The 14,369-nt window shown below is 36.9% G+C and carries 12 protein-coding genes; 6 read left to right on the top strand and 6 right to left on the bottom strand.

The window, feature by feature from the left end:
* Window positions 1-100 precede the first annotated feature (100 nt).
* Window positions 101-394, top strand: a complete 294-nt coding sequence (locus ACFIMQ_RS04630) for a YggT family protein (protein WP_375616477.1) — start codon at window positions 101-103, stop codon at window positions 392-394.
* A 22-nt stretch (window positions 395-416) separates the two neighbouring features.
* Window positions 417-731: a DUF167 domain-containing protein gene (locus ACFIMQ_RS04625; RefSeq protein ID WP_375703498.1), complete on the top strand. Its 315-nt coding sequence runs from the start codon at window positions 417-419 to the stop codon at window positions 729-731.
* 52 nt (window positions 732-783) lie between these two features.
* Here ACFIMQ_RS04625 and ppa read toward each other — a convergent pair whose 3' ends face one another.
* From ppa to mgtE, 3 genes are all read right to left on the bottom strand, one after another.
* Window positions 784-1,314 (bottom strand): inorganic diphosphatase, encoded by a 531-nt coding sequence (ppa, locus tag ACFIMQ_RS04620; protein ID WP_375616475.1) that lies wholly within the window; start codon window positions 1,312-1,314, stop codon window positions 784-786.
* Window positions 1,315-1,383: 69 nt separating this feature from the next.
* Window positions 1,384-3,210: a translational GTPase TypA gene (gene typA, locus ACFIMQ_RS04615; RefSeq protein WP_375616474.1), complete on the bottom strand. Its 1,827-nt coding sequence runs from the start codon at window positions 3,208-3,210 to the stop codon at window positions 1,384-1,386.
* Between the two features lie 1,130 nt (window positions 3,211-4,340).
* Window positions 4,341-5,717: a magnesium transporter gene (gene mgtE / locus ACFIMQ_RS04610; RefSeq protein ID WP_375609173.1), complete on the bottom strand. Its 1,377-nt coding sequence runs from the start codon at window positions 5,715-5,717 to the stop codon at window positions 4,341-4,343.
* 596 nt (window positions 5,718-6,313) lie between these two features.
* Between mgtE and ACFIMQ_RS04605 the strand changes: the two genes are divergently transcribed.
* Window positions 6,314-6,517, top strand: coding sequence for a hypothetical protein (locus tag ACFIMQ_RS04605; RefSeq protein ID WP_375703497.1), 204 nt, complete (start codon window positions 6,314-6,316; stop codon window positions 6,515-6,517).
* A gap of 273 nt (window positions 6,518-6,790) precedes the next feature.
* Window positions 6,791-8,815: a M3 family metallopeptidase gene (locus ACFIMQ_RS04600; RefSeq protein WP_375703496.1), complete on the top strand. Its 2,025-nt coding sequence runs from the start codon at window positions 6,791-6,793 to the stop codon at window positions 8,813-8,815.
* 162 nt (window positions 8,816-8,977) lie between these two features.
* On the opposite strand, the gene ACFIMQ_RS04595 is transcribed toward ACFIMQ_RS04600, so the two are convergent.
* Both ACFIMQ_RS04595 and ACFIMQ_RS04590 read right to left on the bottom strand, forming a co-directional pair.
* On the bottom strand, window positions 8,978-10,054 hold the full coding sequence (locus ACFIMQ_RS04595; RefSeq protein ID WP_375703495.1) for an SGNH family hydrolase: 1,077 nt from the start codon (window positions 10,052-10,054) through the stop codon (window positions 8,978-8,980).
* A 14-nt stretch (window positions 10,055-10,068) separates the two neighbouring features.
* Window positions 10,069-11,325 carry a lytic murein transglycosylase gene (locus ACFIMQ_RS04590; protein WP_375703494.1) on the bottom strand — a complete coding sequence of 419 codons (1,257 nt, stop codon included), beginning with the start codon at window positions 11,323-11,325 and terminating at the stop codon, window positions 10,069-10,071.
* A gap of 269 nt (window positions 11,326-11,594) precedes the next feature.
* On the opposite strand from ACFIMQ_RS04590, the gene ACFIMQ_RS04585 reads away from it, so the two are divergent.
* Together ACFIMQ_RS04585 and ACFIMQ_RS04580 are read left to right on the top strand one after the other, a co-directional pair.
* Entirely contained in the window at window positions 11,595-12,485 is an 891-nt protein-coding gene (locus ACFIMQ_RS04585) for a UTP--glucose-1-phosphate uridylyltransferase (RefSeq protein WP_375616469.1), read from the top strand.
* Window positions 12,486-12,524: 39 nt separating this feature from the next.
* Window positions 12,525-13,517: an SIS domain-containing protein gene (locus ACFIMQ_RS04580; protein WP_375616468.1), complete on the top strand. Its 993-nt coding sequence runs from the start codon at window positions 12,525-12,527 to the stop codon at window positions 13,515-13,517.
* Window positions 13,518-13,795: 278 nt separating this feature from the next.
* Here the strand turns inward: ACFIMQ_RS04580 and ACFIMQ_RS04575 are convergent, their stop codons facing one another.
* Entirely contained in the window at window positions 13,796-14,155 is a 360-nt protein-coding gene (locus ACFIMQ_RS04575) for a hypothetical protein (RefSeq protein WP_375616467.1), read from the bottom strand.
* Window positions 14,156-14,369 lie beyond the last annotated feature (214 nt).

Genomic DNA, 14,369 nt, shown 5'->3' with positions numbered 1-14,369 from the left:
AAAGAATATTTAAATATAAAACCATTGTTTGATACACAGATTTACTTTAATGAAGGCCTTTTATACGCTCTTCTGTTTCCTTGATTGAAAGGGATAACGCATGATTTATGCATTGCTTAGAGCAATTGATTTGATTTTTGAGATTTATATTGATATCCTAATTGCTAGTGTTGTTTTTTCTTGGCTTTATGTCTTTAATATCATAAATCCGCACAATCGCTTTGTTATTTTGATAAGAGACTTTTTATATCACCTTACAAATCCCATTCTAAATCGTATTCGACGGATTTTACCAAATTTTGGAACAATTGATATTTCACCTGTTGTGGTATTCATTATTATTTATTTTATTCGTACTTTCATGTGGCACACTTACGCAAGCATGTATCTATAGAAATATTACTTGAGGCGAATACATGTTTTATCAAGTTGATAAAAATAATTTGGTTTTGTTTGTGTACCTCATTCCCAAATCATCTATTGACAAAATAATAGGGGTTGAATGTAGGGATGGTGAGAAACGATATCTAGTTATACGTCTTCGTGCTGTTCCTGAAGATGGAAAAGCAAATAGAGCGCTCATTAAATTTCTTGCGAAGAAGTGGAAAATTTCAGCTTCTTCTATTTCTCTGAAAAGCGGCGCAACATCTCGCTACAAACAACTTTATTTTTCAACACATTTAGAAGAGCTACAGCAGATATGGCAATCCTTCACAGAGTATATTTCGTAGAAGAAATAAATAATAAAGCCTATAAAAAACAGGCTTTATTTTATTAGAATTGTTATATTTCTTTATTGCGTTCAACAGCTTGCTTAATCAATTCATAAGCAAAGCTTTTATCACGCCATCCTTCAATTTTGGCCCATTTTCCAGGTTCCAGATCTTTGTAATGTTTGAAGAAATGTTCAATTTGTTTGAGTGTAATCTCGGGCAGATCTGTATAGTCATGAATATTGATATAGCGTTTTGTTAATTTTGTCGTGGGAATGGCAATAATTTTTTCATCTTTACCACCATCATCTTCCATCATTAAAGCGCCGATGGGGCGAACATTGATCACACAACCAGGCATAAGTGGACGGGTATTACAGATAAGGACATCAATAGGATCACCATCATCTGAAAGTGTATGAGGGACAAAACCGTAATTTCCGGGATAAACCATCGATGTATGAAGAAAACGGTCAACAAATAATGCGCCCGACTTTTTATCCATCTCATATTTTATTGGCTGACCACCAAGAGAGACTTCTACAATAACATTAATATCTTCTGGTGGGTTTTTACCCACGGGTATTTCCTTAATATTCATAAAGATATCCTTTCTGGGATAGAGTGAGGCTCAATACAATCAAGTATTTTACCAAAGTAGATTGTAAAATTAGCTCGAAATTGATGCACGTGTTTTTTCAAAACGTTTACGTTCATTGGGATCAAGATAGAGTTTGCGGAGACGAATATTTTTAGGGGTCACCTCTACAAGTTCATCATCTTGTATCCATGATAAGGCACGTTCTAATGTCATTTTAATGGGAGGCGTTAACTTTACCGCTTCATCTTTTCCGGAAGCACGCATATTAGTAAGTTTTTTTCCTTTTAACACATTGACTTCTAAGTCATTATCGCGTGAGTGGATGCCAATAATCATACCTTGATAGACTTTCACACCTGCATCGATGATCATAGGTCCACGATCTTCAAGATTAAAAAGAGCATAAGCAACAGATTCACCGTTGTCATTAGAAATCATAACACCATTAACGCGACCAGCAATGTCTCCTTTATAAGGTTCATAAGCGTGGAAAAGGCGATTCATAATTGCTGTACCACGTGTGTCCGTTAAAAGTTCAGATTGATAACCAATAAGTCCTCTAGTTGGGGCGTAAAAGACAAGGCGGATACGATGACCTCCAGAAGGACGTAATTCCACCATTTCACCCTTACGTTCAGACATTTTTTGTACAACAGTACCGGAATATTCTTCATCGACATCGATAACAACTTCTTCTATTGGCTCAAGAATTGTTCCATTTTCATCTTTTTGCATAACAACACGTGGACGTGAAACACTAAGTTCAAATCCTTCACGTCGCATATTTTCAATAAGAACTGCGAGCTGTAATTCTCCTCGTCCTGAAACGTAAAAAGAATCTTTATCGGCTGATTCTTCAATTTTAAGAGCGACATTGCCTTCTGCTTCTTTTAACAAACGGTCTCGAATGACACGGCTTGTTACTTTATCTCCTTCAGTTCCTGCAAGGGGGCTATCATTGACGAGAAAACTCATCGTAACAGTAGGAGGATCAATTGGTTGGGCAGTAAGGGGTTCATTAACCGTAGGATCACAGAAAGTATCAGCGACGGTACCTTTTTGCAGACCTGCAATCGCAACAATATCACCAGCACTTCCTTCTTCAATAGGTTGCCGTTCTAGACCACGAAATGCTAGAATTTTTGAAATCCGCCCAGTTTCTAAAAGTTTTCCATCTTGCCCCAGAACCTTGACATTTTGATTGGGTTTTAGAGAGCCGGAATGAATACGACCTGTAATAATTCGTCCCAAAAATGGATCTGCTTCAAGAATAGTTCCAATCATGCGGAACGGGCCTTCTGCGACGCTAGGGGAAGGAACATGCCGCGTTACAAGATCAAATAAAGGACCTAGTCCTTGATCTTTTGGTCCCTCGGGGGTTTCAGCCATCCATCCATCGCGTCCTGAACCATAAAGAATGGGAAAATCAAGCTGTTCATCAGTTGCGTCAAGAGCAGCGAAAAGGTCAAAAACCTCATTAATAACTTCATCAACGCGTGCATCAGGTCGGTCAATTTTATTAATAGCAACAATAGGGCGCAAACCTACTTTCAATGCCTTGCCAACGACAAATTTTGTTTGTGGCATTGGTCCTTCAGCTGCATCAACAAGGACGATGGCTCCATCAACCATGTTTAGAATGCGTTCAACTTCTCCACCAAAATCGGCATGTCCTGGTGTATCAACAATATTAATTCTAGTATCTTTCCAAACAACAGATGTCACTTTCGCTAGAATTGTAATTCCACGTTCTTTTTCAATATCATTTGAATCCATCATACGTTCGCTTGTGCGCTGATTATCACGGAAGTTTCCTGATTGCTTGAGAAGTCCATCCACAAGCGTTGTTTTCCCATGGTCAACGTGGGCAATGATGGCAATGTTACGCAATTGCATAAATTTTCTTCTTTTCGTTTAATGAAATCCCATTTGAGGCAAAGTATTTACATTCTTTACCTGACTATCAAAAAACCTTTTACATGTTTTTTTATAATTTTGGAAGATGGAGGTAATATTTTTATGGTAAGAGTATTCACTCAAGTTTTTAATGCTTTCTTGAGTATCAATTGGTGGAGTTTCATAAAAAAACTTTTATAGTACCGGTATGTTTTATTATCGAGCTAAGACTTGTCCATAAATCATCATCAATTTGATCTTTATGAACGTGACACGAGAAATTGATATAAACGTTTGTAAGAAGAGTATAAAGGTAAATCCATTGAGCACCCCCATCTTTACGCTTATGAAGTAACAAGTCAGCACCATCACACAATTTGCCAGTTCGTGGGTGTTGTATAGCCCTTGGAACTTGAGACTCTTCATAAGAGCCATTTTTAAATCCTTTCTTATACAGTTTTTACCCACATGCCATCCCCGCTTGTGACGTGCAAGCGAATGGTTTTGATTGATTCAATATACACAGATTTGAAATGAGAGAATCTTACGTTATTCGGGATTCTCATTCAATATGCAAAACAGTGAACTGTATATATAAATCAATATTTTGCCTGAAAACTAGAACGTTTCAAACAGAATTACACTTGTTATTGCATATCCATGTATTTGTCTTAAAGAGGGATTTCTTAATGTATACCTTATCCATTCCACGATAGTTCCCATAAATGGTATAATATAAACACCTTTATGAAGAGTATAAAGCCCATGGATCATCATTATTATTACTCTATTTTAGCTGTCAATATTGCAACAGTTTTTAGTACTAGAGAGGGGGCATAAGAAGCAGTTTACTCTTTTCTTGAATAATTTTAGCCACGCACCAATTCTGCTTGTGGTATGCAAAAAGATGACTTTAATTGATTCAAGATGAGAAGGTTTATGATAAGATAATCTTGCAGTATTTGGAGTTATTATTCAATCTAAAAAAACGATAAATTATCATTATAAAAAAGTGTATTATCTATGAAGTAGGGCGCAAGAAAACAAATACGGGAGTTTGTTTTTTTAGGGAAAGATCTTAAATGATATGACAAGATCTTTCCATAACGGTGCGTTTTTCCTTCATATATTTAAAGAAGAGTTCCTGATAAAATGAGGGAAGCTACAGAAAAATAGATTATAATGCCCATGACATCGACTAAAGTTGCCACAAAAGGAGCAGAAGCACTTGCTGGATCAAATTTTAAACCTTTAAGGATAAAAGGTAGCATCGATCCAGAGAGAGAACCAAAGGTAACGATGCCGATTAAAGCTGTACCTACTGTTGTTGAAATAGCAATCCAATGTTGGCCATAATCGTAGATACCGAGTTTTTGCCAAAGAGCAATGCGCGCAATGCCAATAATTCCGAGTAAGAGACCAAGGGATAATCCTGTTGGAATTTCACGAATAATAACTTTCCACCAGTCTTTTAATGTGAGTTCACGTAAAGCCAATGCACGGATAATAAGGGATGTAGCCTGTGAGCCGGAATTCCCTCCTGAGCTCATAATGAGAGGAATAAAAAGTGTAAGAATAATCGCTTTTTCAAGTTCAGTTTCAAAATGTTGCATAGCGCTTGCTGTTAGCATTTCACCGATAAAGAGTAAAGCGAGCCAGCCTCCGCGTTTTTTCATCATTTCAGGAAACTTGATTTGCATATAGGGCTTATTAAGCGCTTCCATACCCCCAAATTTATAGGCATCTTCATTCATTTCATCGACCATAGTATCAAGCACATCGTCCACGGTTACAATGCCAATGACATGGTTATTTTCATCAACGACGGGCACCGACAGAAGATCATGGCGCTGGAAAAGGCGCGCGATATCCTCATGATGTGTGAAGGGCGATATTGTAATGGGTGAGTCATGGGTAGGGACATTAAGGATTTGTTCATCAGGTGAGGCAAGAATAAGGTTACGCAGTGAAACAGCTTTGAGAAGAATCCCTGTTTTAGGGTCAATCACATAGCTGGTATAAACTGTTTCACGTGTTCGCTCGACCTCACGAATATGATCCAAAGTTTTTTGTATGGTCCAGTTTGAAGGAACGGCTATAAACTCTGTTGTCATGAGTGCCCCTGCTGTATGATCAGGATAACTGGTAAGTTTTTTAAGTTCCGCACGTGTTAAGGGTTTAAGCAAGGCATAAAGCCGTGTACGGGTTTCTTTATTTATTTCTTGAAAGACGTCTGCAGCAGCATCGGCAGACATGCCATCAAGAATTTCAACAGCACGATTTATAGGGAGAAGTTCTAAAATAGCAGCAGGTTGCTCAAGCTCTGGTTTATCAAAAAGTTCGATAACATAATCAAGAGGTAGAAGACTAAGAATAGTGACACGTTCCATGATATCGAGATCATTGATGATATCAATAGAGTCTGCAAAATGCTGGTTCTTTAACTTTTCAGCGAGAGCTTCAGGAGAAAAATTTTTGAAGTCGAAGGCCGTTTTAATTTCAGTCATGATAAAGTACCTCCTGAAGAGTTGGGAAGTTGTAAATCTAAATAATAGATGAGATAAAAACAAAAATTTATGGAAGATTTGAAAAAAACCTCCCCGACTATATTTCCAATTGTTAATATTTGAAGTTAAAGTCAAGGATAAATTATCAGTTATGAACAAGTTTCTGAATCACTGAAACGAGAATACAGCTTGATTGGGGGATAATATGAAGGTATAAATGTAAAAATCAGTTCCCATTTTTACCTTATTATGCCGTAAAACACCGTTGTTTAGAGCGGTGATATAAGGCATGAAAAGCTTTACATATTAAGTGTTTTTAGATATCGCAATCCGTATTCAGGGCAGGGGCTTATCTGCTACGCTTATGAAGTAAATTGCATGAGTGGTTAGCAGGTAGAATCCGCCGAGATAAGCTGAACTGTTGACAGTCCGGAGCCTGGTAGGAACTTCCATTCTTGTAATGGGGCAGCGTCCCTTCACGTAAAACAGAACGCCATTATGTTGCAGTTTCGCGCGCTTATTTTAAGAAACATCTCTCAAAGAGCATTCAAGCCTATTTCACGGTGGCGCCCGTGAAGGGTATAAAGGTAAATCCATTGAGTACCTCCATCTTTACGCTTATGAAGGATCAAACCGGTACCATCACAACACTTGGCCAGCTTGTGGGTATTGTGCGACAGCTCTTAGCATTTAAGACAGTTCATAAGAGCTATTTTTATTCCTTTCTTATTATGGTTTTTACCCACATGCCAGCTCCGCTTGTGATGTACAAGCAAGTGATTTTGATTGATTCAACATAAACAGGTTTGAAATGAGAGAATCTTACGATCTTAAGGTTTTTTTATTTAATATATAAAACGATATATTATCATTATAAATCAATATGTTGTTTCATAAGTGTGGAAATTCTTATTTTTATTTAACTCTTGAAATTAAAGGTACTTTTTATTTTTTACTTCAATAGAGCTTTGACAGGTAGTTTTGAAACTCACAAAATAGTTTTAGTATATTATCAATTTGTGTCGTAAAGATAATGATTACAGCCTAAATTTATAATGGAGACATAAAGTATTATGACAAAAGAAGCCGTGCTGGACTGGAAGGGATTTTCAGGTCTTCCTGATTTTTTTTCTATAAATGATGAAGATTTTAAACCCGCTTTTGAACAAGCACTTCAAGAAGCCGAAGAAGAACTAGAAGCGATTGCGATGGTGCAAGAACCACCAACACTTGAGAACTTTTTGCAACCTTTTGAGCTTTGTGGCAAAGCGCTTGATCGTATCTGTTCAATATTTTTCTTGCGTACCAGTGCTCATACGAATGCGTTGATTCAACAGCTTGAACAAGAGTTCGTTGTAAAACTTTCTCGTTATTCTTCAAAAATGATGATGGATGCACGGATATTTGCGAAAATAGATGTGCTTTATAAACAGTCGCAACAGGGGACATTTGAGAGTGAAACAACACGTGTTCTTGAATTATGGTGGAAAAAGTTTGTTTGTCATGGTGCAAAATTAGATGAAAAAGCGAAGAAACGGCTTGTAGAAATTAATGAAAGACTCGCTTTTTTAAATGCTACTTTTGGGCAAAATGTCTTAAACGATGAAGCTGAATGGATTCTATTTTTAAAACAAACAGACTTATCTGGTTTACCGGAAGATCTCATTGCTTCAATGAAAGAAACTGCGTACGAAAGAGGCAGTGAAGAAGCCTGTGCATTAACACTAGCACGCTCAATTGTTGAACCTTTTTTAAAATTCTCTGATCGTCGTGATTTGCGTAAGGTTGCATTCCAAGCTTGGGCTAAACGTGGTGAAAATAATAACAAGAATGACAATCGAACCATTATTTTAGAGATTGTTGCGCTTCGAGATGAGAAAGCTAAATTATTGGGATATAAATCTTTTGCGGATTTAAAACTCGATAATACCATGGCTAAAAGTGTTGATTCTGTTATGAATTTGCTTATGCCTGTATGGGAGCGAGCAAAAGCGAAGGCCTCTACTGAGCAAATTGAATTACAAAATTTTGCCAATAATCAGGGAAGCAATGAATTTTTAACAGCTTCGGATTGGCGTTATTATGCTGAAAAACTTCGCACTGAAAAATTTTCTTTCGATGGCGCTGAAATTAAATATTATTTTCAACTTGATCATATGATTAAAGCCGCTTTTGGAGTAGCAGAAAAACTCTTTGGCATTACATTTGAAGAAAAAAATGCTGTTGCACTTTGGCATCCTGATGCACGTTTATGGGAAGTAAAGAAATCTGATGGAAGCTTACTTGGGCTTTTCATTGGTGATTATTTTGCACGTTCTTCAAAACGGTCTGGTGCGTGGATGAGTAGTTTGCAATCACAACATAAATTGGAAGGCGGACAAAAGCCCATTATCTACAATGTTTGTAATTTTGCTAAACCATCCAAAGGGGAGGTTGCTCTTTTATCTCTTGATGATGCACGTACGCTTTTCCACGAATTTGGGCATGCATTGCATGGTTTGCTTTCTGATGTTGTATGGCCATCTGTATCGGGAACATCGGTTTCTCGTGATTTTGTTGAGCTGCCTTCTCAACTTTATGAACATTGGTTAACTGTACCAGAAATATTAAAATCTTATGCTATACATGCAAAAACAGGGCTTCCTATGCCACAAGAGTTGATAGATAAAGTTTTAGCAGCACAGACATTTAATGCTGGATTTTCTGCGGTTGAATTTATCTCATCAGCTCTTGTGGATATGGCTTTTCACCGAGGAGAAACAGTAACTGATCCAACAGTATTTGAACGCCAAGAATTAGACAAGCTGCAAATGCTTGATACAATTATTATGCGCCATCGTCCTCCACATTTTACGCATATATTTTCAGGGGATGGTTACGCCGCTGGTTACTATTCTTATATGTGGTCGGAAGTGCTTGATGCTGATGCTTTTCAGGCTTTTGAAGAAACGGGAGATGTTTTTAATTCAGAGCTTGCTAATAAGTTGAAACGTTTTATTTACTCTGCTGGGGGAAGTCGTGATCCAGAGGAGCTTTATAAAGCTTTTCGGGGACGGATGCCTTTACCAGAGGCAATGATTAACAAACGTGGATTGTAAGATATAACGGCATGGTGCTAACCATGCCGTTTTCATATTCTTCGGAAGGATGTAGTTGCAATTTATGCAAATTTTCTCTTCATTATAGTTATGTAAACAGTGTTTTTATCTTATTCGCTTTTCGTTTATGGGAAAAATTAGATTTTGTATTTTAAATAGACATTATGGGAAAGAAAAATTATCAGCTCGATCTTTTTGATGTCCATTGAGCGGAAACCATGATTTTTCTATAAAACTTGATTTTTTTCTGCCTATGAGATGGGTGTTTTGTTGTACCATATCATTAAGGCTCATTGGAGGTTGGCGCATAATATTACTTGGCTCTTGATTGTCTGATTCTTGTATAAGTTTTTGAATAGCTTTATCGGTTGAGTATGGATTTTCATGAGAAAAGGCATGAAAATTTAAAATATTTTTCAATGGCTTTTCTAAATAAGAAGCAAGTTTTTTCTTTCCTTCAGAGGTGAAGTGTATGCCATTATTGGTGCGCAATTTGGTCATTTTTCCATTAATATCATAGCCTGAAAAAGAAAAGTTTCCTTCTTCATCACTAAAGCCACTCCAGATATCAAGAAAATATCCTCCTGCTGTTTCTGTTACTTGTTTGTAGAGCGCATTAAAAATTTTCATTTTTTGTGTCAAAAGGTCATTTCCAAAAGAAGGTTGACCTATCCATATCCACGATTTTCCAGAGGCATGAAGACTTTCAGCAATTACGATAATTCTTTGTTTGTAGATATGCATCCATTCTGATTGATCTGTGTTAATCGTGCTATGAGAGTCTATGATGGGTTGATTATCATTTGCACCGATCATCATGATAATGACATCGGGGTTATTTTGATCAATGAGTTTAGAAATATTGCTTTGCCAAGAATAATAATCAGTTCGAACTAATCCGGAAGCTGGCATTGTGTTGTTCATGATAACGATATCACTATTATCTATAAAAAACTTCTTAAGTGCATCGGCAACAGCAGAAGCTGTAAAATCTCCTATGACAAGAATGCGCTTTGCATTCTCATTTTTTAGCTTTTGTATGTTTTTTTGTGTTACGATCTTTTTTTGCGGCTTGTTTATTTTTTGTTCTATAATTTGCGGTGGTTGTTGCGTCTGTTTGTTATGTTGTGACAACCATTTGAAGAAGTTTGTTGCCTGACTAGGGGATGGCTGTATAATCGCCACAATAGAAAGTGAGAGCAGTAGGAACGTTAAGTATATCAGGCGAAAAAGAGACAAAACCTTATTCTCCTTTATTGTTTGCGCAGGAGAAAAAGCACTTGAGATGATGGATATCCATTTGCTTTTAGACCTTGACGCAATTGAAAAGCTTTAATTGCTTCGCGAGAGGCTGTTCCGATTTTTCCATCAATATTCCCTTTATAATAGCCCAGTGTTCTTAAGCGAGATTGCAGTTCTTTACATTCTTGGAAAGTAAGAGATTGAAAAGGTCTTTGCCAATCATGTACCAATCCAGGACGTCCAGCAATGCGATCAGCAAGAAGGGCAACAGCAAGAGCATAACGGTCTGCATTATTATAACGTTTTAGAACAAAGAAATTTTTTGTGACTAAAAATATAGGTCCTTTTTCTCCATCTGGATATTTTAATACTGCTTGTTCAGCTAATGTAGGAAGAGGATGCCCATTAGCGTGTTTTACACCTAATTTTTTCCATTGTTCAAAGGAATACCAGCCTTCAGGAAGTTTTTTCCCCTGCGGCACTTTTACCTCTACTCCCCAAATAAGATTAGGTTGCCAGCCATTTTTGTGGAGAAGATTAGCAGCAGTCGCAAGAGCATCGGGAACAGAGTTCCAAATATCACGCTGTCCATCTTGGTCCATATCAACCGCATAGGCAAGATAACTGCTTGGAATAAATTGTGTATGCCCCAATGCGCCGGCCCAAGATCCAGTGAGTTGAGAGCGTTTAATTTCGCCACTTTGTAGAATTTTCAAAGCGGCAATCAGTTGTATATGTGCATATTTTGCACGTTTTTTATCAGCATAGGCTAGCGTTGCAAGTGAGCGAATGGCATCACGCATTACACTTTTATTGGTTAAAACTTTCCCATAGTTGCTTTCCATTGACCAAATAGCAAGCAGAATATTGCGGTCTACACCAAAACGTTTTTCAATTTGAAGAAGCCATTTATTCCATTTTTGAGTTTGGCGCCGTCCTTCTATAATAGCAATATCATGGACACGATTATCGAAATAGTTCCATGAAGGAGCAATAAATTCCGGTTGGTATGCGGCGCTTTTTAAAACTTCTGGATCAATGGCATTAATGTCTTTAAAAGCCATATGAAACGTAGAGGGAGTAATATTGTGAGCAAGAGCTATTGTTTTAAACTCTTTAATCCAGTGTTTAAATCCGCTATCCGCATGTGAAAATGATGCAAAAAACATTAAAAAAGCAGACAAAAGAACGGCAGAGCCAGTGACAAGGGGACTCCAATTTATTGACTTCTCTGAAAAAGAGAAGATCTTCAATTCTGTTTTTTGCATTTTAAAACCCCCATTAATATTCATTTTGTTAGATGTGCAATAACTTTATTTTGTATTTAGTATTAATCGATAATACGATCAAGAAGAGAAAAAAATTGGAACAAATAATTCATTTTAATCCTTTCAATAAATTCTCATACTTTCTTTTTACATTTTTAATTACCCATTATAATAATAAATAAAACAATAAGATATCTTTTTTATCATTTCGTAAAAACATATGATAAATAAAACAAAAAGGTTATATGAATTCATTAAGGAGGATGAGTGTGCGTAAAATCCGGAAAGCAGTATTTCCTGTAGCAGGTCTTGGTACGCGTTTTCTTCCTGCGACAAAAACGATTCCTAAAGAAATGTTAACAGTTGTTGATAAGCCGGTTATTCAATATGTTGTGGATGAGGCTCGGGAGGCTGGTATTGAGCATTTTATTTTTGTGACTGGACGCAACAAAGCAGTCATTGAGGATTATTTTGATGCGCAAGTTGAATTATACGCGACACTTGCTGAATGTGGAAAAAAAGAAGATCTTGCGCATTTATATCGTTTACAGCCGTTGCCAGGGACAACGTCTTTTACACGGCAACAGCAACCTTTGGGACTAGGGCATGCTCTTTGGTGTGCACGTGAATTAGTTGCAGGGGAACCTTTTGCTTTGTTATTACCGGATATGTTGATACAAGCGAAAAAGGGCTGTCTTTCTGAAATGATGAGCCTTTATGAAAGAACAGGTGGGGGGAATATTATAGCAGTTCAGGAATGCGATCCTAGAGAAACACATAAATATGGTATTGTTGGGAAAGGCAAACAGATTGCAAATGGTTTTGAAATCACAAAAATGGTAGAGAAACCAGCACAAGGAACAGCACCATCAAATTTGTACATCAATGGGCGTTATATTTTGCAGCCAGAAATTTTTAATATTCTTTCCACTCAAGAACGAGGAGCAGGAAATGAAATTCAATTAACAGATGCTATGATACGGCTTTCAAACGAACAGGATTTTTGGGGTTTGCAATTAGAAGGGCGCACTTTTGATTGCGGTTCTAAAGCTGGTTTTATTGAAGCTAATGTTGCATTTTCTTTAGCCCGCGCTGATATGCACAGCCACATTTCTGCCTCATTGAAAAATTTATTGGAAACCGTTAAAATTGAAAAATGATGTAGATTTCTCATTTAATTTTATTGATCGAATTTGATTATGACAATACCGTCTCCTCACATGGCCTTGCAAGGAGCTGTTGCATCGGCGCTTAAAACACTTGCGAGTGAAAAGCAAGGGCTTAAAGCTCTTGAAGCAGCTCTTCTTGGAAGTCTTTCTGCTTCTTTTGAAGCGGCTGTTCAAACTATTAGAAATGCTCGTGGACATGTGGTCATTACGGGTCTTGGGAAAAGTGGTCATATAGGAACAAAAATTGCAGCAACCTTAGCCTCAACTGGAACACCTGCTTTTTTTGTTCATGCTGCAGAAGCCAATCATGGTGATCTTGGTATGATTGGATCTGATGATGTTATTCTTGCTTTATCATGGTCTGGTGAAACTCAAGAGTTAAGTGGTATTATGAGCTATGCTGCACGTTTTCGTATCCCCCTTATTGCAATGACATCAAATGAGCATTCTGTGTTAGGACGACAAGCGGATATTGTTCTGTTATTACCAAAGATAGAAGAGGCTTGCCCCCATGGTTTAGCTCCTACAACTTCAACAATTATGCAATTGGCAATGGGAGATGCATTAGCGGTTTCTCTTTTAGAAATGCGTGGTTTTACTGCAACGGATTTTAAAATATATCATCCTGGTGGTTCTCTTGGTGCAAGCCTCAAATATGTGCGGGATATTATGCATGAGGGTGATAGTATTCCTCTGGTTATGCAGGGAACAGCTATGACTGAAGCGATGAATGTTTTGGTGAAAAAACATTTTGGTTGTGTTGGTGTTGTGAATAAAAAAGGTGAACTAATCGGAATTGTGACCGATGGTGATCTTGCACGTAACATTCATTCTAATTTATCGAAATTTAATGTTGATGAGGTGATGACAAAAACCCCTAAAGTTGTAACGCCAAATACACTTGTTGGTGCCGCAACAGCTTTTATTAATGATCATCATATTGGCGCATTTTTCGTGGTTGAAGATAAGAAGCCGATAGGAATTGTTCATTTTCATGATCTTTTGCGTATTGGTGCTGCTTAGATTAAAGTTCCCTACCAAATAAAATGTTATTTTAGCTTAAAATAGATTGAATGATACAAAGTCACAGTTTTATTGTGAAGCGGTTTTTCTGATGTTTTGTGGAAGAAAATGAGTGTTTTACGCATTTCATAATGTTTAGAAAATTCTACGGATAGAGATTGTATCAGTCTCTTTACGTATTTGAGAGAAGATTTCCTGTCAGGAGGAGAAAGGAACACCTCCTGCTTAATGTATGTATTTTGTCTATCTTATAAGAAAAGCTTTACTTTATATTTTGTCTAAGATTTTCGTTTAAGAAAAAATTGTGCTCCTGTATGTGAGGTGCAGAGAAGTTGTGTGGCGTCATATGACATTGTGCAATTGACTCTAGAGATTGTTCCACGAAGAATAGAGCGTATTTCAATTTCTATATTTTGAGCATTGATATAATTATATGCTCCTTCTGATAGCTTTTCTTCTGTATCTGCTGCATGTGTTTCAAAAACACCATTATGAAAAGAAGAAATAATACCATTCTCGTCAACCCATTTTCCATCAATTCCTGTTGGCATATTTGGGTTATAATACTGCGAAAAGCTACAAGCACTTAATAGGAAAGTGGTGATTGTAAGACATAAAATATGATAGGTATGTTTCATTTATTGCACTCTATTTAGATTATTTTGCTCTCTAGTTTCTATAACATTATTAAATTATCCCATGAGTCAATATGAAAAATTTGATGAAAATCAATGAAAAAGCAAAAAAATAGAAAAAAATGCCTTAATGTTGTATTTAATTAACAGCTTAATGAAGTTCGTAAGTGAAACACAAAAGGTGAAATATTTCTTATGGTTTACAATAATTTTTACA

Origin of the sequence: Bartonella sp. AD13SXNS (assembly GCF_042196465.1) — a bacterium.
Taxonomy (GTDB): Bacteria; Pseudomonadota; Alphaproteobacteria; order Rhizobiales; family Rhizobiaceae; genus Bartonella.
The sequence above is the reverse complement of the archived record's forward strand: the minus strand, read 5'-3'. Positions and strand labels throughout refer to the sequence as shown.